The organism is Pseudarthrobacter sp. (assembly GCF_036675385.1).
Lineage (GTDB): Bacteria > Actinomycetota > Actinomycetes > Actinomycetales > Micrococcaceae > Arthrobacter.
Window position 1 is genome coordinate 1 of sequence record NZ_JAKFFD010000177.1, and the last position, 19,380, is coordinate 19,380.

Annotated in this window: 16 protein-coding genes and 1 pseudogene; 13 read left to right on the forward strand and 4 right to left on the reverse strand. The window is 65.9% G+C overall.

Going from position 1 to position 19,380, the window contains the following annotated elements:
* The 4 genes and pseudogenes from V6M49_RS15375 to rsmD form a co-directional block, all read left to right on the forward strand.
* Positions 1–181: pseudogene (locus tag V6M49_RS15375) on the forward strand (thiamine-phosphate kinase); the annotation flags it as partial.
* 22 nt (positions 182–203) lie between these two features.
* Positions 204–1,214, forward strand: a complete 1,011-nt coding sequence (locus V6M49_RS15380) for a DAK2 domain-containing protein (protein WP_332761844.1) — start codon at positions 204–206, stop codon at positions 1,212–1,214.
* Positions 1,204–3,486 (forward strand): ATP-dependent DNA helicase RecG, encoded by a 2,283-nt coding sequence (locus V6M49_RS15385; RefSeq protein WP_332761845.1) that lies wholly within the window; start codon positions 1,204–1,206, stop codon positions 3,484–3,486. The genes V6M49_RS15380 and V6M49_RS15385 overlap by 11 nt, the downstream gene beginning before the upstream one ends.
* 9 nt (positions 3,487–3,495) lie before the next feature.
* Positions 3,496–4,119: a 16S rRNA (guanine(966)-N(2))-methyltransferase RsmD gene (gene rsmD, locus V6M49_RS15390; protein ID WP_332761846.1), complete on the forward strand. Its 624-nt coding sequence runs from the start codon at positions 3,496–3,498 to the stop codon at positions 4,117–4,119.
* Positions 4,120–4,168: 49 nt separating this feature from the next.
* Here the strand turns inward: rsmD and V6M49_RS15395 are convergent, their stop codons facing one another.
* A complete protein-coding gene (locus V6M49_RS15395; RefSeq protein WP_332761847.1) occupies positions 4,169–4,957 on the reverse strand; it encodes a spermidine synthase in 789 nt (262 codons plus the stop codon).
* Positions 4,957–6,186, reverse strand: a complete 1,230-nt coding sequence (locus tag V6M49_RS15400; RefSeq protein WP_246848550.1) for an aminotransferase class I/II-fold pyridoxal phosphate-dependent enzyme — start codon at positions 6,184–6,186, stop codon at positions 4,957–4,959. Before V6M49_RS15400 ends, V6M49_RS15395 begins: the two co-directional genes overlap by 1 nt.
* Before the next feature lie 43 nt (positions 6,187–6,229).
* Here V6M49_RS15400 and coaD point away from each other — a divergent pair, with 43 nt between their 5' ends.
* From coaD to ftsY, 7 genes are all read left to right on the forward strand, one after another.
* Entirely contained in the window at positions 6,230–6,730 is a 501-nt protein-coding gene (gene coaD / locus V6M49_RS15405) for a pantetheine-phosphate adenylyltransferase (protein WP_141140891.1), read from the forward strand.
* 124 nt (positions 6,731–6,854) lie between these two features.
* Positions 6,855–7,379, forward strand: coding sequence for a YceD family protein (locus V6M49_RS15410; RefSeq protein WP_141140890.1), 525 nt, complete (start codon positions 6,855–6,857; stop codon positions 7,377–7,379).
* Positions 7,380–7,415: 36 nt separating this feature from the next.
* The gene (rpmF, locus tag V6M49_RS15415) at positions 7,416–7,619 is read left to right on the forward strand and encodes a 50S ribosomal protein L32 (RefSeq protein ID WP_009356569.1); all 204 of its coding nucleotides are present in this window, start codon (positions 7,416–7,418) and stop codon (positions 7,617–7,619) included.
* A 21-nt stretch (positions 7,620–7,640) separates the two neighbouring features.
* Positions 7,641–8,381, forward strand: coding sequence for a ribonuclease III (rnc, locus tag V6M49_RS15420; RefSeq protein ID WP_332761850.1), 741 nt, complete (start codon positions 7,641–7,643; stop codon positions 8,379–8,381).
* Positions 8,382–8,389: 8 nt separating this feature from the next.
* Complete coding sequence (gene mutM, locus V6M49_RS15425; protein ID WP_332761852.1) at positions 8,390–9,337, forward strand: bifunctional DNA-formamidopyrimidine glycosylase/DNA-(apurinic or apyrimidinic site) lyase; 948 nt, start codon at positions 8,390–8,392, stop codon at positions 9,335–9,337.
* 141 nt (positions 9,338–9,478) lie between these two features.
* Complete coding sequence (gene smc / locus V6M49_RS15430) at positions 9,479–13,069, forward strand: chromosome segregation protein SMC (RefSeq protein WP_332761853.1); 3,591 nt, start codon at positions 9,479–9,481, stop codon at positions 13,067–13,069.
* Between the two features lie 55 nt (positions 13,070–13,124).
* Positions 13,125–14,333, forward strand: coding sequence for a signal recognition particle-docking protein FtsY (ftsY, locus tag V6M49_RS15435; RefSeq protein WP_332761854.1), 1,209 nt, complete (start codon positions 13,125–13,127; stop codon positions 14,331–14,333).
* A gap of 104 nt (positions 14,334–14,437) precedes the next feature.
* On the opposite strand, the gene V6M49_RS15440 is transcribed toward ftsY, so the two are convergent.
* Positions 14,438–15,775, reverse strand: a complete 1,338-nt coding sequence (locus tag V6M49_RS15440; protein ID WP_332761856.1) for a hypothetical protein — start codon at positions 15,773–15,775, stop codon at positions 14,438–14,440.
* 407 nt (positions 15,776–16,182) lie between these two features.
* Positions 16,183–17,445 carry an MFS transporter gene (locus tag V6M49_RS15445; RefSeq protein ID WP_332761858.1) on the reverse strand — a complete coding sequence of 421 codons (1,263 nt, stop codon included), beginning with the start codon at positions 17,443–17,445 and terminating at the stop codon, positions 16,183–16,185.
* A gap of 227 nt (positions 17,446–17,672) precedes the next feature.
* Between V6M49_RS15445 and V6M49_RS15450 the strand changes: the two genes are divergently transcribed.
* The gene (locus tag V6M49_RS15450; protein ID WP_332761860.1) at positions 17,673–19,022 is read left to right on the forward strand and encodes an ammonium transporter; all 1,350 of its coding nucleotides are present in this window, start codon (positions 17,673–17,675) and stop codon (positions 19,020–19,022) included.
* On the forward strand, positions 19,019–19,357 hold the full coding sequence (locus tag V6M49_RS15455) for a P-II family nitrogen regulator (protein WP_056349123.1): 339 nt from the start codon (positions 19,019–19,021) through the stop codon (positions 19,355–19,357). The genes V6M49_RS15450 and V6M49_RS15455 overlap by 4 nt, the downstream gene beginning before the upstream one ends.
* Positions 19,358–19,380 lie beyond the last annotated feature (23 nt).

Consider the following 19,380-nt stretch of genomic DNA (forward strand, 5'->3'; position numbering starts at 1 on the left):
CTGGGTGCTGGGCGGGGGAGAGGACCACGGGCTGCTGGCCACATTCCCGGCCGGCGTTCAGCTGCCTGCCGGATTCACTGCGATAGGCTCAGTACAAGCCTTGGGAAGCGCCACACTTCCGGGCGTCACAATTGCGGGCCACACCGTTGGCACCGGGGGATGGGATCACTTTGCAGACTAAGGTTGCCGCCAACGCGCAAGCGATGAAGCGGTGGTTGGACAAGGCTGAAACCGCCATTGCCAACCACAGCGACCGCCTCAATGCCATCAACATCTTCCCCGTGGCGGACGGTGATACCGGCACCAACCTTTACCTCACCGTTCGGGCGGCCGCCCGTGCCCTGCACAGCGGCCCGGCGGGCCGAGGCGCGGCAGTCCCGGCTGACGCCGGCCACGCGGATGTCGGAGCGGTGCTGGCGCGGGCCGGAAGGGCCGCCATGGAGCAGGCCCGCGGCAATTCCGGAACCCTCTTCTCAGTCTTTCTCTGCGCCGCGGCTGAACCCCTGGCCGGTCACACCCGCCTGACGTCAACCCTCCTGGCCGCCGCGCTGAACCGTGCCCAGATCCGGGCCTGGTCCGCGTTGAGCGACCCCGTGCCAGGCACCATGCTTTCGGTCATGGAAGCCGCCGCACGAGCCGCCGCGGCAGTGGACGCCGGCCACAACGGCGACGACAGCAACCAGGCCCTGGGCAAAGCCCTCGACGCTGCCGTCAACGGGGCGCTCAGGGCAGTAGTCAGCACGGAGAGCCAGTTGGCGGCCCTTGAAGCCGCGCATGTGGTCGATGCCGGGGGTGTTGGCATGCTGCTCATCCTTGACTGCCTCCGCTCCGCCGTCCTGGGCGAAGAACTGCAGGGCGAACTCCTCGACGGGCTGCATGGCTTCGACGTCCAGGACCCCCACATCCACGCCGATATGCCGGCTGACGACGGCGTTGAGGTCATGTGCACCATCAGCCTTTCGCCGCTCAGCGCGGCCACGCTGCGCCAGCGGCTCGACGAGGTCGGCGAGTCCGTCATCATGAGCCAGGTGGACAGTATGGCCGATGCTGAGGGCAGCTACCGGTGGCGCGTCCATGTCCACGTACCCGACGCCGCACCCGCGGTCGCCCTGATCCGTTCCCTCGGCGAGCCCAGCGACATTTCGGTCAGCGAACTCGCCCTGGCCCGCGAACCCGAACCAGCTCCGGTGAACTCCAGTGGGCATGAGCGCTGAACTGGGCCTGGGCCTGGAACGCCTGATCGGAAAGCGGTCAGCGTCGGCCATTGAGAAGCACCTGGGCATCGCCACAGTCGGCGGCCTCCTGAACTACTTCCCGCGCCGCTACCTGAACCGCGGCGAACTGACGCCCATCAGCGAGTTGCCGCTGGATGAAGAGGTCACGCTTTTTGCACGGGTGCTCTCCAACAGCACGCGCAAGATGCATACGCGGCGTGGTTCCATCACGGACGTTGTGATCACCGACGACGCCGCCTCCCACGGCCGTCCGCGCCTTTCCGCGGTGGGCCCCGGCAGCGGGCACGGGACTCTCAAGATCACCTTTTTCAGCGGACACCGGGCACAGGCGCAGCTCCTGCCGGGCCGGCGCGTGATGTTCTCCGGCAAGGTGACGCGCTACGGAGCGTCCCTGGGCCTGACCAACCCGGACTTCCACCTCCTCGACGAGGACCCGGACATGCCGGCCATGGACCCCGAAAAGCTCGCCGCCATGCCCATCCCGGTCTACCCGGCCACCGCAAAGCTCACCAGCTGGTCGATCCAGAAAGTCATCGCCACGCTCCTGGAAACCGTGGATCTGGAGGCCCTGCCGGATCCGCTGCCGGAGGCGGTGGCCCGTAGGGAGAAATTCCTTCCCGTGGCCGAGGCCTACCGGCTCATCCATAGGCCGGAATCGCAGGCTGACTGGATGAAGGCCCAGGAGCGATTGCGCTACCAGGAGGCCCTGGTCCTGCAGGCGGCCTTGGCGCGGCGCCGTGCCCAGCTTGCGGCCGAGGAAGCCACGGCACGGCGCCCGGCCTCCGACGGGCTGCTGGCCGCGTTCGACAGGCAGTTGCCCTTTACGCTCACCGGCGGCCAGGCCGCCGTCGGGAAAACACTGGCCACGGAGCTGGCGCAGGACAGCCCCATGAACCGGCTGCTGCAGGGTGAGGTCGGCTCGGGCAAAACCATCGTCGCGCTGCGGGCCATGCTGCAGGTGGTGGATGCCGGCGGGCAGGCCGCCCTCCTGGCGCCCACCGAGGTCCTCGCCGCCCAGCACTTCGATTCCATCCGGCGGACCCTGGGCTCCCTGTCCCGCGACCCCATACTGTCCCCGGACGGGCTGCTGGGCAGCCTGGCCGAAGGGGCCGTTCAGGTCACTCTCCTCACCGGTTCCATGCCCACCGCCGCCCGGAAACGGGCCATGCTGGACGCCGCATCCGGCACGGCCGGGATCGTGATCGGCACGCACGCCCTGCTCAGCGACAACGTCGCGTTCTACGACCTTGGCCTGATCGTGGTGGACGAGCAGCACCGGTTCGGTGTGGAGCAGCGGGACGTCCTCAGGTCAAAGGCCAACAAACCGCCGCACCTGCTGGTCATGACGGCCACGCCCATTCCGCGTACCGTTGCCATGACGGTCTTCGGCGACCTCGAAACCTCCATCCTGGACGAACTGCCCGCAGGCCGGGCGCCGATTTCCACGCATGTGGTGGGCCTCGCCGAGAACCCCGGCTGGGCAGACCGCATCTGGTCCCGTTCCCGTGAGGAGATCGACGCCGGGCACCAGGTGTACGTGGTGTGCCCCAGGATCGGAACAGACGACGACGGCGACTTCAGCCCGGGGGAAGCGGAACCTTCCGCGGCTGACCTGGCAGGCGACGGCGCTGCGCGGGAGCTCGCGTCCGTGACCGCCGTCGTCGAACATCTCCAGCAGGTGCCGGCCCTGGCCGGTGTGCCCCTTGGGCCGATGCACGGCCGTTTGGACACCGCGGTGAAATCCGCCGCGATGGCCGACTTCACCGCCAACCGGACCAAGCTCCTGGTCTCCACCACAGTCATCGAAGTCGGCGTTGACGTCCATAACGCCACCTTGATGGTGATCCTCGACGCCGACCGCTTCGGCATTTCCCAGCTGCACCAGCTGCGCGGCAGGGTGGGCCGTGGCGGGCTTCCCGGAACGTGCCTGCTGGTCACCAACCTCGAACGCGGGCACCCGAGCCGGCGCCGGCTCGATGCCGTGGCGGCAACCACGGACGGCTTCGAACTGTCGCAGGAGGACTTGAAGCTGCGCCGCGAGGGCGACATCCTGGGCGCTTCGCAGTCCGGCGGCCGCTCCACCCTGAAACTGCTGCGTGTGCTGGAACACGAGGACATCATTGCGCAGGCGCGCCAGGACGCCCAGGAAATTGTGGGCTCGGATCCGGCCTTGGCGCGGCATCCGCGGTTGGCGGAGGCCATTGACGAGTACTTGAACCCCGAGAAGGAGGCGTTCCTTGAGCGCGGATAGGAGGCGGCCATGAGCCGCATCATCGCGGGCGCCGCAGGCGGGACCCCCCTGGTCAGCGTCCCCGGCTCCCTGACCAGGCCCACTACCGACCGCGTGAAGGAAGCACTGTTCTCCCGGCTCGACGCATTCGGGATCATTGCCGGCGCCCGGGTCCTGGACCTGTACGCAGGGTCCGGATCGTTGGGCGTGGAGAGCGGCAGCCGGGGCGCTGAGGCCGTCGACCTCGTGGAATTCGATGCCAAGGCCAGTTCCGTGTGCCAACGCAACGCGGACCTGATCAACGGCGTACTGGGCCGCAAGGCAGTGACGGTCCACCGGTCCAAGGTGGAGTCCTTCCTGGAGCGCACGGCGGAGACGGCCAGCTGGGACCTGGTGTTCCTGGACCCGCCCTATCCGCTGGATGACCCTGCCCTGTCGGCGGTGCTGGGCAAACTCGCCGATCATCTGGCTCCGGCGGCCGTGGTAGTGGTGGAGCGGTCCTCGCGTTCACCGGAGCCGTTCTGGCCCGCCGGCCTGGAACGGTTTGCCGAGAAGAAGTACGGCGAAACGCGGCTCTGGTTCGCCGAGCCATTTGTGCCGGACGCCATCACGCCGGACGTTGTTATTGAGGAGCAGCCGCCGAAGCAGGCTTAGGGCCTGGCCCGGGACGACTGGGACGCCTGGGACGCGGGGAGTCTGCGGCTCAGCCGGCCAGCTTATCCAGGTCCACGCCGGCCAGAACCTTCGCGGGGTGGGGGCCTCGTGCCGTCAGTTCGGCTGTCCAGGCTGCGGGCCACGGAGTCTGCGTTCCGGCGAGGATGATATTGCCGGGGTAGCGGCCCGCGAACATCCCGGTTTCGGCGAAGGCTGCCACGTCGGTCATGGCGCGCCGCATGGCGGTGGCCTGGCTTCGCACCAGGGTCAGTCCGGGTTCATCACCCACGTTGACGATCAGCACGCCTTCCGGTGCAAGGCGTGCACGGGCCTCCTGGTAGAACTCCTGGCAGGCGATATGGGCCGGGGCTTCCGGTCCGGAGAAGATGTCCAGGATCACGACGTCGAACTGAAGTTCCGGGTCCAGGTCCGCCAGGGCGTCGCGGGCATCGCCGATGACGGTGTGCAGGTCGGTACCGTCAGGCAGGGGGAGTTGCTGCAGGACAAAGTCGAGGAGCTCGCGTTCCAGCTCCACCGCATACTGGACGGATCCGGGCCTCGTCGCCTGGATGTAGCGCGCAAGGGTCAGGGCTCCGGCCCCAAGATGGAGCGCGGTGATTGGCCGGCCTTCGGGAGCGGCGAGATCCACCAGATGGCCGATCCGTCGCAGGTACTCGTAGAAGATTTCCTCAGGATGCGCCAGGTTAACGTGGGACTGCTCGGCCCCGCCGATGCTCAGGACGTAGCCGCCATCGGTGAAAGCATCGGGCTCAATGGAGGCGTGCTGTCCCGTGGTCCGCAGGAACCGCGTGGAACGTGTGCCGCCGGGATCCGCCATCAGAGCTTTCCGCTGAGGGTCGCCAGCCTGGCGGCGGCCTCCTCGAGGAGCTCCGCTTTCTTGCAGAACGCGAATCTGAGCAGGCTCCGTGTCCGTTCCGCGCCCTCCGGGTGGCAGAACACGGGGACGGGGATCGCGGCCACTCCCACCAGTCCGGGCAGCCTGCGGGCCAGGTCCACGGCGTCGCCAATGCCAAGGGGTGCGGTGTCCACATTGACGAAATAGGTGCCCTGCGGCGTGTAAACGTCGAATCCTGCGGCGCGAAGGCCTTCGCTGAGGATGTCCCGTTTCTTCTGGAGAGTGGCCGCAACGCCCTCGTAAAACTCATCCGGCAGTGCGAGGCCGGTCGCAATGGCGGCCTGGAACGGTGTACCGGAGCTGTAAGTCAGGAACTGCTTGACCGTCCGGACAGCCGCCACCAGATGGTCCGGGCCGGTCAGCCAACCGATCTTCCAGCCAGTAAAGGAGAAGGTCTTTCCGGCGGACGAGATGGTGATGGTCCGCTCAGCTGCACCCGGCAGGGTGGCGACAGGAATGTGCCTGGCGCCGAAGGTGAGGTGCTCGTACACCTCGTCGGTGATGATGAGGCAGTCATGCTTTGCGGCAAGCTCAACGACGCGCTGCAGAACATGGCGGGGGAAGACGGCACCGGTGGGATTGTGCGGGTTGTTCAACAGCACCACTCTTGTGCGGTCGGTGAAGGCCGCCTCCATGGCCGTCATGTCCGGGTAAAAGTCGGGAGCCAGCAGCGGGGCGGTGACGTGAGTGGCGCCGGACAGGCCGATGACGGCGCCGTACGAGTCATAAAACGGTTCGAACGTCAGCACCTCATCGCCAGGGCCGACGAACGCCAGCAACGCTGCGGCGATCCCCTCTGTGGCGCCGGTAGTGATGATGACCTCTGTGTGCGGGTCCGGAGCCAGCCCGTAGAACCGCTCCTGGTGGGCAGACACGGCCTCACGCAGTTCCAGGATGCCCTTGCCGGGCGCGTACTGGTTGGCCCCGGCTTCGATGGCGGCCATCGCTGCCGCCTTGATTTCCCGCGGTCCGTCCTCGTCAGGAAAGCCCTGCCCGAGGTTGATGGCGCCGGTCTGCGCCGCCAGCGTGGTCATCTCTTCGAAGATGGTGACGCCCAGTTGGCCGGCAGGTCCCAGCAGATTGGCGCCTGAGGCGGTGCGCTGCCACGGGGCAGGCACGGTGGGCATGGAAAGGTCCCGTGGTGGATGCATCCAGTCATGGTATCCCGGCCGTCCCATGCGGTAGGTTCGGTGCATGAGACGCGCTGTCTGCCCCGGATCCTTTGACCCCATTCACAACGGCCATCTCGAGGTCATCGCCCGTGCCGCCGGCCTCTTCGATGAGGTGATCGTGGCGGTTTCGACCAACTATGCGAAGAAGTACATGTTCAGCCTGGGGGACCGTCTGGATATGGCGCGCGAAACCCTGGCATCCCTCAAAGGCATTGTGGTGGAACCGGTGGGCGACGGTCTCCTGGCCGAGTACTGCCGCCAGCGCGGTGTCTCCGCGATCGTCAAAGGTCTCCGCTCATCCTCAGACTTCGACTACGAACTTCCGATGGCCACGATGAACCGCCAGCTCAGCGGCGTGGAAACGGTGTTCCTGCCGGCGGAGGCGCACTACCTGCATTTGTCATCCACCCTGATCAAAGAGGTGGCCGGTCTGGGTGGCAGCGTGTCCGACTATGTGCCCCGGTCGGTACATAAAAGGTTGCTCGCGGGCGGGTCTGCGCCCGATCAGCCGGCAAGAGGGTAGGCTAGTCCGGTACTTCGACGGCCGTCCGTCGCCTGGTTTGAGTCCCTGCGGTTCTTCAGGCTAAGATGGTACGTCGGTCATATGTTCAACAGGAGTTCTCATTAAACGAGATGCTAGTTCGCCCTTGGCGTTCGACGTCAAGGATCTCGGGCGCAGCCCGGGCAGCATGCGGACACTGAAGGAACATGTACCCGCACCAAGTGATCTTGGTGTGGCACTCATTGGCGTTCAGGAAGGCTCGGACATCGAGCTGGATCTGAGGCTTGAGGCCGTACACGAAGGAATCCTGGTATCAGGAACCGCAGTCGCCGAAGTAAAAGGCGAATGCGGCAGATGCCTGGATCCCCTTGCGTATGACCTTGAGGTCAATGTGCAAGAACTTTTCTTCTACGAGGGCGTTGTGCTTTCGGACGAAGAAGAAGAAGAAGAGCAATATCGAGTCGAGCGCGATGTTATCGATCTTGAGCCGGTGTTGCGGGACGCAGTTGTAACCATGCTGCCGTTCCAGCCGGTGTGCCGGGAAGACTGCCAGGGCCTTTGCTCCGAATGTGGAGTCCGCCTGGAAGACGAGCCGGGGCATCACCACGAGATCGTAGATCCTCGCTGGGCTGCCCTAGCCGACTTGGCTAAGCCTGACCGGCAAAACTGATTTGTACGTGTTTGTCTAGAGAGAAATGAGTTAGCCGTGGCTGTCCCGAAGCGGAAAATGTCTCGCTCGAATACCCGCGCCCGCCGCTCCCAGTGGAAGGCAACTGCCCCCCACTTGGTGAAGACTGTCGAAAACGGCCAGGTTACCTACAGCCTGCCGCACCAGGCAAAGGTCGTTACCGACTCGGCTGGCACCGCGCTGTTCCTTGAGTACAAGGGCCGCAAGGTCGCAGACGTCTAATCGGCCGCTTTGGCTGACATGATGTCTTCAACTGAAGAGCTTCTGAAGCGTCTCGGTGTCTCCATTGACGCCGGGACGCTTCGTCTTGCTCTCACACACCGTTCCTACGCCTACGAAAACGGCGGCATCCCCACCAACGAGCGGCTCGAATTCCTGGGCGACTCCATCCTGGGCTTCTCCGTGACCGATGCCTTGTACCGGGACAACCCCACACTGCCCGAAGGCGACCTCGCCAAACGCCGCTCTGCGGTTGTCAGCACGCGCGCCCTCGCCGGCATCGGCCGCAGCCTGGGCATCGGGGACTATATCTACCTTGGGCAGGGCGAAAAGCTCACCGAGGGCAAGAACAAGGCCTCCATCCTGGCGGACACCATGGAGGCACTCATTGGTGCCACTTACGTGTCCAACGACATTGAGACTGCCCGCCAGCTGGTCATGCGCCTGATTGGGCCGCTCCTGAGGGATGCGGGCGCACTCGGCGCCGGCACGGACTGGAAGACCAGCATCCAGGAACTGGCAGCCAGCCGGCAGATGGGCACGATCTACTACGCCGTTGAGGGGGCCGGGCCGGACCACGCCCGTACTTTCACGGCTGTCCTGAATATCGGCGGCAAGCCCTACGGCAATGGGTCGGGCCATTCGAAGAAGGAAGCGGAGCAGGAAGCTGCCGCGGACGCCTGGCGGCAGCTCTCCCCAAGCGCGGGAGTCGCCGTGGCCTCAGCGGCGGAGGGCACATCACCAGAGTCCTCCCGCAGCGTCTAGGCTGAGCCGTGCCCGAACTGCCTGAAGTCGAAGTAGTCCGCCGCGGACTGGTGAGCTGGGTCCGCGGCCGGACCATCACATCGGTGGACGTGCTGGACCCGCGCTCCCTCCGCCGCCATGCCCTGGGCGCCGAGGATTTCAGAGGCAACCTCCAGGGTGCCACGGTTGTGGACGTGGTGCGCCGCGGAAAATTCCTCTGGATGCCGCTGAGGGAGACACCCGGCGCCACCGACACGCCCACCGTCGCACTGATGGCCCACCTCGGGATGAGCGGCCAGCTCCTGATGCAGGACGCGGACATGCCCGACGAGAAACACCTCAAGGTCAGGCTGCGCCTGAGTCCCGTGGCCGGTATGCCTGAACAGCTCCGGTTTGTGGATCAGCGGATTTTCGGCGGGCTGTTCGTCACCGGCATGGTTCCCACGGACGACGGCGGCCCGGGCGGCCAGGCGGAATCTCCCGTTGCGTTCATAGCCGAGGAAGCCTCCCACATCGCCCGGGATCCCCTGGATCCGGCGTTTTCCTTTGACCTTTTCTACAGCCGGCTGCGGAAGCGCAAGACAGGCCTCAAACGCGCCCTGTTGGACCAAGGTCTCGTATCAGGCATCGGCAACATCTATGCCGACGAGTCCCTGTGGCGGGCAAAACTGCATTACGCCAGGCCCACCGATACGCTGCGACGCGGCGACGCGGAACGGCTCATCACCAGCGCGCGCGAAGTCATGCTGGACGCACTTGCCGCCGGCGGTACCAGCTTTGATTCGTTGTACGTCAACGTCAACGGGGCCTCTGGTTACTTCGACCGCTCCCTGAACGCCTACGGGCGGGAAGGGAAACCCTGCAGCCGTTGTGCCGCCGTCGGGATTAACTCCTTACTCCGCCGTGAGCTGTTCATGAACCGCTCGTCCTACACCTGCCCGGTCTGTCAGCCGCGCCCGCGCAACGGCCGCTGGTAGGCCGCCGCCGCCCTGCCGGCCATGATCGGGCGCTGCCCGGTGCAGGGACAGACACCCGGAAATCCGTGGAAACCCGCAGGGACGCAGTAGATTTGGGGCAGCAAAGCAGCCGCTTCAGCCATTCAGGAGACCAGAAACACCTTGCACCTCAAAAGCCTTACCGTCCGTGGGTTCAAGTCGTTTGCGTCGGCCACGACCTTCGATTTTGAGCCCGGAGTCACGGCAGTGGTGGGGCCGAACGGTTCCGGCAAGTCCAACGTGGTGGACGCCCTCTCCTGGGTGATGGGGGAGCAGGGAGCCAAAACGCTCCGCGGCGGCAAAATGGAGGACGTCATTTTTGCCGGGACTTCCGGGCGGCCGCCGCTGGGCCGGGCCCATGTGTCCCTGACCATCGACAACGCTGACGGGGCGCTGCCCATCGAATACAGCGAGGTCACCATCTCGCGGACCCTCTTCCGTACCGGGGGCTCTGAATACGCCATTAACGGCGCCAGCTGCCGTCTGCTCGACATCCAGGAACTGCTCTCGGATTCCGGGATGGGCCGGGAAATGCATGTCATCGTGGGCCAGGGGCAGCTGGACAAGGTCCTGCACGCCACTCCGGAGGACCGCCGCGGCTTCATCGAGGAAGCGGCCGGGATCCTCAAGCACCGCCGCCGCAAGGAAAAAACGGTCCGCAAGCTTGAGGCCATGCAGGCGAACCTGCAACGGCTGAGCGACCTGACGGGGGAGATCAGGCGCCAGCTCACACCACTCGGCAAGCAGGCTGATGTGGCGCGCCGCGCCCAGCGGGTCCAGTTCGATGTCCGGGACGCACGCGCACGGCTGTTGGCCGACGACCTCGTCCAGCAGCAGAGTTCACTCGAGCAGGACGTGGCTGACGAAACGGCGCTGAAGGCCCGCCGTGCCGTAGTGGAGCAGCAGCTGGAGGAGGGGCGCCGCCTGCAGGCAGCTGTGGAACAGCTCGCCGCCGAGGCCACGCCAAAGCTCAATGCCGCACGGGATACCTGGTACCGGCTCTCCGCTTCCAGGGAACGGCTCCGTTCGCTGGGCTCACTGGCCCAGGAACGCGGCCGGCTGCTGGGTGCCGTTGATGCTGAACCGTACTCGGGCAGGGATCCTGAGCAGCTGGAACGGCAGGCCGTCCGGGTCCGGGACGAGCTGACGGAGCTGGAGCGCCACATCCTGGACCGGCGCAGCGCGCTGGACTCAGCGACGGCTGCGAAGACCGGGGCCGAACTGGAGGCGTCTGCGGAGGAAAAAAGGCTCACTGCCGTCCTGCGGGCCGCAGCGGACCGGCGCGAGGGCCTGGCGAAACTTGCCGGACAAGTTGGTGCGGCAAGATCGCGGGTTGAATCAGCGCAGGCCGAACTGGGCAGGCTGCGGGAATCACTCGCCGCCGGACAGGAACGCCGCCGCCGGGCCCAGTCGGAGTTCACCGCCCTGGAAACCCAGGTGGCGGGGGTCGAAGAGGGGGAGGAAAGCCTCGACGCCGACTACGAGGACGCCAGCGCAGGGCTCGACGCCGTCGTCCAGGAGATTGCCGATCTGACCTCCGCAGGGGGAGAAGCTGTCCGCCAACGTGACGCCCTCGTGGCCCGACGGGACGCACTGCAGCTCGGCCTTAACCGAAAAGACGGCGCGGCGCACGCCCTCAACTCCGGGCTGGCTGGCGTTGTGGGCACGCTTGCCCCGGGCCTCACCATTCAGCCGGGTTATGAAACGGCGATTGCCGCGGCACTGGGCGACGCCTCCGAAGCGATAGTGGTCCGGGATCCAGCCGTGGCCGCCGTCGTGGTGCAACTCCTGAAGGACGACGATGCGGGGCGTGCCTCCCTGCTGCTGGCGTCTGCTTTGCCCCTGCCGGACGCAAACTCCGGCCCGGGCGGACCCTTGCCGGCAGGCGCACGCTGGGCTGTGGACCTGGCATCCGGCGGGGGCGTGACCGCACCCGCCGTGGCCGCGCTCCTGACCGGGGTGGCAATCGTTGAAGACCTGGACGGTGCGGGGCTGCTGGTTGCCGAACGCCCGGACCTGACAGCCGTGACACGGGCCGGGGACGTGTTTACCGCCCTCACAGTGACTGGAGGCTCGGCGAAGGCGCCGTCCTTGCTTGAGGTGCAGGCCGCCGTGGACGACGCTGAGGCCCGGCTGGCCGTTGTCACCGCGGATCTGGAACGGAACAGGTTCGCCCTGGCCGGCGCCGAGGTCCGGCGCGCCGAGGCCCAGACGAGGGCAGAGGCTGCCCTGGACCGCCTGCACGATTCCGACGCCCGGCTCGCGGCCGTGGCCGAAAAGCTCGGCCACCTGAACTCCATTCTTCGCAGCGCCGTCGGCGAAAGCGACAGGCTGGCCACCTCCCTGGCCAGGGCCGAGGCCAATGTTGTGACCGAGGAACAGGCGCTCGCCGCCGTTGCGGCGCGGCTGGCTGCGGCGCAGGAGGCGCCGGCCGAAGAGGAACCCTCCACCGAACACCGTGATGCGCTCGCATTGGCCGCATCCCTGGCCAGGTCCGCGGAGATGGACGCGAGGCTGTCGCTGCGCAGCACGGAAGAGCAGCTGACCGCCACCCGCAACCGGGCCCTCTCGCTGGAACGGGCCGCGGCCACCGAACGACGGGCGCGTGAAGAGGCTGCAGAACGGGCGCGGCGCCGTCGGATCCAGGCCAGACGGGCGGCCGCCGTTTCCGCTGCGGTGGAGCTGGCAATCCGGTTCATCGACGTTTCTGTCGAGCTGGCCCGGCGTGAACGCGACCTCGCCGAAGAGAACCGGGAAGAGCGGGACCGTGCCCTGCTGGCGACCCGGACAACCAACGATGCGCTGGCCCGCGAACTGGCAGAGCTGACCGACTCGGTTCACCGGGACGAACTGGCCCGCGCCCAGCAGCGGGCACGGATTGAAGCCCTGGAAACACGTTCCATCGAGGAACTCGGGATCACCCCCGACGTGCTGGTGGCGGACTTCGGCCCGCATGTTCCCGTGCCCGTCCCCGCGGAGGAAAGCGGGGACAAATGGGCGGCACTGCGGACACCCGTGGACGACGACGGCACACCGGTCCCCGAAGGCAAGCCCTTTGTCCGCGAGGAGCAGGAGAAGCGCCTCCGGAAAGCCGAGAGGGACCTGTCAGCCCTGGGCAAGGTCAACCCGCTGGCGCTGGAGGAGTTTGCGGCCCTGGAGGAACGCCACCAGTTCCTCAGCACCCAGTTGGAGGACCTGAAATCCAGCCGTAAGGACCTGCTGGACATCATCAAGGAAGTGGATGACCGGGTCCAGCGCGTCTTCACCGAGGCCTTTGAGGACACCCGGGACCAGTTCGTCCACGTCTTTGAACGCCTCTTTCCCGGCGGCGAAGGCCGGCTGGTCCTCACCGACCCTTCGGACATGCTCACCACCGGAATCGAAGTCGAAGCGCGACCTGCCGGCAAGAAAATCAAGCGCCTCTCACTGTTGTCAGGAGGCGAACGGTCCCTCACCGCCGTCGCCCTTTTGGTTGCTATCTTCAAGGCCCGCCCCTCGCCGTTCTATGTGATGGACGAGGTCGAAGCGGCCCTTGATGACACCAACCTCGGCCGGCTCATCACCATCTTCGAAGAGCTCCGGGAGTCCAGCCAGCTGATCGTGATCACCCACCAGAAACGGACCATGGAAGTGGCTGATGCGCTGTACGGCGTCACCATGCGCGGGGACGGTGTGTCCACCGTCATCAGCCAGCGGCTGGGCGCCGACGTCTAGAGTCCGCGCAGGTGGCGGCCCCGAACGCCTGCCACGTTTGTGAGAAGCTAGGGGAGTGAATGACATCCTCCCCATTATTCTGTCCATTGTTGCTGCCCTGGCGGTTATTGGCGGGCTGATCCCGGTCCTGTTGAAGACGCGGAAGAACATCACCCAGTACCCCGGGACGCGCGACGCCAATGATCCCGCCACCCCGCAAGGCGGGGGAACACTGCTCGAGGACGCGCCGGTGGTTCCGGCCGAGCGCAACGCTCCCGCCGGCGTCGGCCTCGAAGACCTCGAAGTCACCGATGTACCTGATGACGTGGCGGGCCTGGAAACCATCCAGGTTGAGACGCCCCTTCCCGTCGCCGGCCGCCTGGCCCGCCTGCGTGAGCGCCTGGTCCGGTCGAACAACATCCTCGGCAAGAGCCTGCTCGCGTTGCTGTCCAGCGACAAGATCGATGAACACGTTTGGGATGAAGTGGAGGAGACCCTCCTGCTGGCCGACCTCGGCACTGAACCCACCATGCAGCTGGTCGACGCCCTGCGGGAGCGCGTGAAAGTGCTCGGCACCAGGACCCCTGAGCAGGTCAAGGCACTGCTCCGCGAGGAACTGATCAAGCTCGTGGATCCCACCATGGACCGCGCCCTGCGCACCGACCGGCACGCGGACAAGCCGGCCGTCGTGCTGGTGGTAGGCGTCAATGGCGTGGGCAAGACCACCACCGTTGGCAAGCTCGCCCGCGTGCTGGTTGCCGAGGACAAGGACGTCCTGCTGGGCGCGGCGGACACGTTCCGCGCGGCAGCCGCGGAACAGTTGGCCACGTGGGGCCAGCGTGTGGGTGTTCCCACCGTGAAGTCCGACGTCGACGGCGCGGACCCGGCGTCCGTCGCCTATGAGGCGGTCAAGGCGGGCATTGAGCAGGAAGTCGACGTTGTCATGATTGACACGGCGGGCCGCCTGCAGAACAAGACCGGCCTCATGGACGAACTCGGCAAGGTCAAGCGCGTCATCGAGAAGCTGGCCGAGGTGGATGAGGTTCTGCTGGTGCTGGACGCCACCACCGGCCAGAACGGCCTGAACCAGGCCCGCGTTTTCTCCGAGGTAGTGAACATCACCGGCATCGTCCTGACCAAGCTGGACGGGACCGCCAAGGGTGGCATCGTGGTGGCCATCCAGAAATCACTCGGCGTGCCGGTCAAGCTGATCGGTCTTGGCGAAGGCGCCGATGACCTGGCTCCGTTCGAAGTTGAGGGCTTTGTCGACGCCCTGCTGAACTAGGGACCGGGTCTACACCGGGTCGACACCAACGAGGGGTGAGTTCCCGCCGCTAAGCGCAGGCTTTAGCAGCGGGACCTCACCCCTCATTTCGTCAGCACGGTGGGTCAGTACGTAAAATTCAGCACAGTCACGGTCCCGGCGGTGAGCTTGATCTTCTGCGTGCTTTCCCCATGCTTGAAGCCAGGCACAGTCAGGCGATCGGCGATGGGCCGCGGCTCCGTGCGGGTTCCGTCGATAAGCGTCGCATCCTGGGCTGCATAGCTCGGTCCGGTGAGCTGGCTCATGGTGCCGGTCAGGGCCCTCCCTGGAAGCGTTATGGTTGCATCCATCTGGGCTGCCGTTTCGGGGTTGTTCTCATTGACGATCACCACAGTGGTGCTGCCGTCGGGGTTCTTCAGTGCGTAGCTGAACGCCAGGCCGCCGCCATTGCTCGCTACCTTGAGGAACTTGCCCTCACCCAGACCAGCCAGCATGGAAATCCCGAAGAAGTTGGCGCGGCCGGACATCTCGCCGTTGCCCTGCGGGTAGCTTCCCGCGCTGCAGATTGCTGACATGGGCGGCCCGCCCTTGCAAGTCAGCATGGAACTGTGGAAGCCCACCTGGGTGATCCCCAGTTGGGCCGCGTTGAGGGCGTAATCAACCGTCCAGAGGGCCGAGGCATGCGTCTTTGATGTTTCGTTCGAGCCCGGACAGGCAGCGATGCCCGTCTCGGGCAGCCACGTTTCCAGCCCTGCTGCAGTGCCTGCCTTCAGCGCTGCCTGGTGATAGTCAGCGGCGCGGTCGTGCATCAGTTGGCTCATGAGGTTGGACATTGTGGGGGAGCCTTTAGGGTCCCCTCCATCGCAGCTGTACAGCGGATAGTGGTGGAAAGTGAGGATCTTCTTTTGCGGAATGTCGGCGTCGATAAAGGGCTGCCACCACTTTTGGTCATAGGCGCCCGGCCCTGCGATCGGCAGGTTCGGCGCCACGGCGTAGATGGCCTTGGCGTACGCATGGAGTTCCGTCAGGTACTTCTCAAGGCTGTAGCCGTCTTTGCGCACACCGTTATCAACAAATCCGTTGGGTTCGTTGCCTACGGTGACGCTCAGCAGCCGCTCTCCCAGGATGGCGGTGGCGTGCTTCATCATGTCCGCCGCTCGCGCCGGGTCATAGTGGCCAAGATCTACAGTGAGGCTCACCCTCGTACCCGTAGCTTCCAGCAACGTGTTGAGACGCGTCAGGTCTGCCGGTCCCACCGCGCGGGCAGGCTGCGCTGCACTGCCTGTATAGCTGGCCGGAAGCGGCTCATTGGTGGACGTCCAGAAGAATCTTCTGTCCACGGCGTTTCCACCAAAGCGCAACACCGGCTGGTCGAGTTCGTTGAGCAGCTTGACCATCGAGGCATTGCTGGCACTAAGGTCCTCATCGCCGAGATCCGTAGCTTCAAGTGAGATCCCCGTCATTCCCCTGGGCAGAGGGCTTCCTTCCAGATCCCCGGACACCTTCAGGCTTAGCGGCTCAACAGGTGTCATCGGCGAACCCGCTGGCGGTCCGGCCTGGTCGTAGTAGCTCACAGCGGGGGCCGGCGGGAGGGCCGCTGTGCTTGTAGGAGCCGCAGAAGGGACTGGCTCTTCAACCACTTGGGCCAAAGCATCCGGGCGGAACAGTTGCGTAGCCAGCACCAGGGCGGCGACAACAACTACGGCAATTAGCGCAAATGGCCACCACTTCTGGAAGCCGCGCTTGTCACGGCTGCGTCTCTTCGAAGCCGGGAGGTCAGGGGGCAATGGATCGGAACTGGGCATGCGCAGGTTTCTCCAACGTTTGGGTGACTTAAGGTCAAGCCTAACCAATGCATGTGAACTGTCGGCTACCGGGCAGAGCCTCGCGGGTCCACTCCGGGCAGCGCGGAGGACTCGCGGATGGGGAGCCAGCAGGCCGCCGCGAGCACCAGCACACCGCCGGTGACGCCGAATGCCCAGCCGTAGCCCAGCCGGTCCGCCAGGACGCCCACCAGGACCGGTCCGGCAATGGCCCCGACGTCCGAGGTCATCTGGTAGGCCGCCAGGACCCGCCCGCCGGACCGCTCATTGCCAATGACATCCGCGACGGCGGCCTGCTGGGCAGGTCCCAGCAGGCCGGACCCCACCCCGGCCACAACCGATGCGGCGAGGAACCAGCCCAGGTGGGACGTGAAGCCGATGGCGGCCGTGGCGAGCCCGGCGACCAGGAGCCCCACGACCATCAAGGGCCGCCTGCCCAGGCTGTCCGCCAGCCGGCCGGAGAACGTCAGTGCGGCGGCATTGCCCGCGGCGAAAACGGCCAGCGCAAGGCCGGCGGCCTCGGGACCGGCACCCAGCGCAGCAACGGCAAACAGCGGGACGGTGGCCATCCGCACACCGAATGTGGCCCAGCCGTTGGCGAAGCTGGACATCAGCGCCGAGCGGTACACACCAGTTCCCCAGGCCTCGGCGAAGCGCATGTCCGGGGCGCGGCCCACTGTGGACCGGTCCGCGGACGGCGCGTGGCTGAGCTGGGTCTGCACCACCGCGGCAGCAAGGACCAGCGCGGCGGCGTAGCAAAGGAACGGCACCCGCAAGCCGAATCCGGCGAGCAGCCCGCCCACCACCGGGCCCAGGACGCTGCCGATCAGGAACGCCGACGCGTAAGCACCGGATACCCTACCCCGGCTTTCCGGGGGTGCGAGGCGCACCACAAGGGCCATGGAAGCCACCGTGAACATCACCGAGCCCACACCGCCAAGCCCCCGGAAGATCAGGAGCTGCCAATAGTCCTGGGCAAAGGCGCACGCCGCCGTTGATACCGCCACAATCAGCAGCCCCGCCACATATACAGGCCTCTCACCCCATCGGCCGATCAGGGCCCCGCCGGCCGGCGCGAACACCAGCCGCATAAAGGCGAAGATGCTCACGATCACGGCGGCGGCCGTTGCCCCGACGTCGAAAGTGGTGGCGAACTGGGGCAAGACCGGTGCCACCAGGCCAAAACCGAGTGCAATCAGGAACGCCGCAGCGAGCATCACCTTGATGTCGCGCGGAAGCGTGGGCCGCTGCGGGCGGATAACGGACAAGATCCGTGTTGTGGCGCGGCTCACGCGTGATGTTGCCGTCATGGGGCGGGGATCCTTGCAAGGTAGGCAGCCGGTGGCCGGCGGCAGTGATGAAACATAACCGTAACAAGACAGATATGCACCATTTACTTCCGGGAGGTTGTTGTAACAATCCGGCAATGTAAATCCTCCGCGGGCGAAACACGACAGCGACACACTCGATACAGGACGCAAAAGGCGTTAGTAAGGCGGAGCATTCCGCAGCATCGATCATAGGGAGGACGTGCACCATGGAACTTACCGCAGGTCACGTATGGCTCATGGTGGCAGCAGCACTCGTGCTGTTCATGACACCAGGTCTGGCATTTTTCTACGGCGGCATGACGCGCGCCAAAGCTGCACTGAACATGATGATGATGAGCTTCATCTCCATCGGCATGGTCGGCGTGGTCTGGGTGCTCTGGGGCGCTTCGATGAGCTCCGGCGAGGGCTACATGCAGATTGTCGGGAACCCGTTCGCCACCTTCGGCCTTGAAGGCATCACCAGCCCGGACGGGCTCATCAAGGTCGGCTACGCCGCCACCTTCGCCATCATCACGGTGGCACTCATCAGCGGCGCGATCGCTGACCGCGCCAAGTTCGGCGCCTGGGCCCTCTTCGTCCCCGTCTGGGTCACGCTCGTCTACTGCCCCCTGGCCTACATGGTCTGGGGCGGCGGCCTCTTCGGCCCTGAAGGCGCCATTGGCCAGGCACTCGGCCCGGCCATCGACTTCGCCGGCGGCACCGTGGTCCACATCAACGCCGGTGTGGCAGCCCTCGTCCTGGTCCTGATCATCGGCAACCGCCGCGGCTTCGGCAAGGACCCCAACCACCGCCCGCACAACATCCCGTTCGTGATGCTCGGTGCAGCCATCCTGTGGTTCGGCTGGTTCGGCTTCAACGGCGGCGCGGCCACCACTGCTGAGCAGGGCGGCCTGATCTGGGTCAACACCCTCGCAGCCCCGGCCGCGGCAATGCTCGGCTGGCTCGTCACCGAACGCATCCGCGACGGCCACCCCACCTCCCTTGGTGCTGCCTCCGGCGTGGTTGCCGGCCTGGTTGCCATCACCCCGGCCTGTGCCAACGTCAGCCCGGTGGGCGCACTCGGTCTCGGCGTCATCGCCGGTGTCGCCTCGGCCCTGGCCGTCGGCCTCAAGTTCCGCTGGGGCTTCGATGACTCCCTGGATGTTGTGGGCGTTCACCTGGTCTCCGGCATCATTGGAACGGTTGCACTGGGCTTCATCGCCCTCCCCACCGACGGCGTGGGCGGCGGCCTCTTCTACGGCGGCGGCGCGACCCAGCTTTGGGCCCAGCTCGCAGCAGCAGGCATCGCCATCGCTTACTCGGCAATCCTCACCGCAATCATCGCCTTCGCCATCCACAAGACCATGGGCTTCCGCGTCTCGCAGGAGCAGGAAGTCGTTGGTGTTGACCTCAGCCTGCACGCCGAGACGGCGTACGAGTTCGGAGTGGGCGGCCACGGCGGGAGCTTCCAGCCGCTCCACGAACTGATCAAGGGCAAGGGAACGGCCACTGACGGCGGAGCAGCCGGCGCCAAGAAGACCGAACCGGCAGCGGGCAAGGAAAGCGTGGAAGCATGAAACTGATCACAGCTATCGTCCGCCCGGAGAAGCTCGAAGCCATCCGGGAAGGCCTGGAGTCCTACGGCGTCCAGGGGCTGACGGTCAGCGCGGCCAGCGGCTACGGCCGCCAGCGAGGCTACACAGAGGTTTACCGCGGAGCTGAATACAACGTGGACCTTCTGCCCAAGATCCGGGTTGAAGTCCTCGCCACGGACGAGCAGGCAGATGACATCCTGGACGTCATCATCGCCAGCTCCAACACGGGCCGCGCGGGCGATGGCAAGGTCTGGACCGTGGACGTCTTCGAAGCAGTCCGGGTCCGCACGGGAGAACGCGGCGTCGCCGCCATCTAGCAGTTCCGGAAGCTGATTGATCG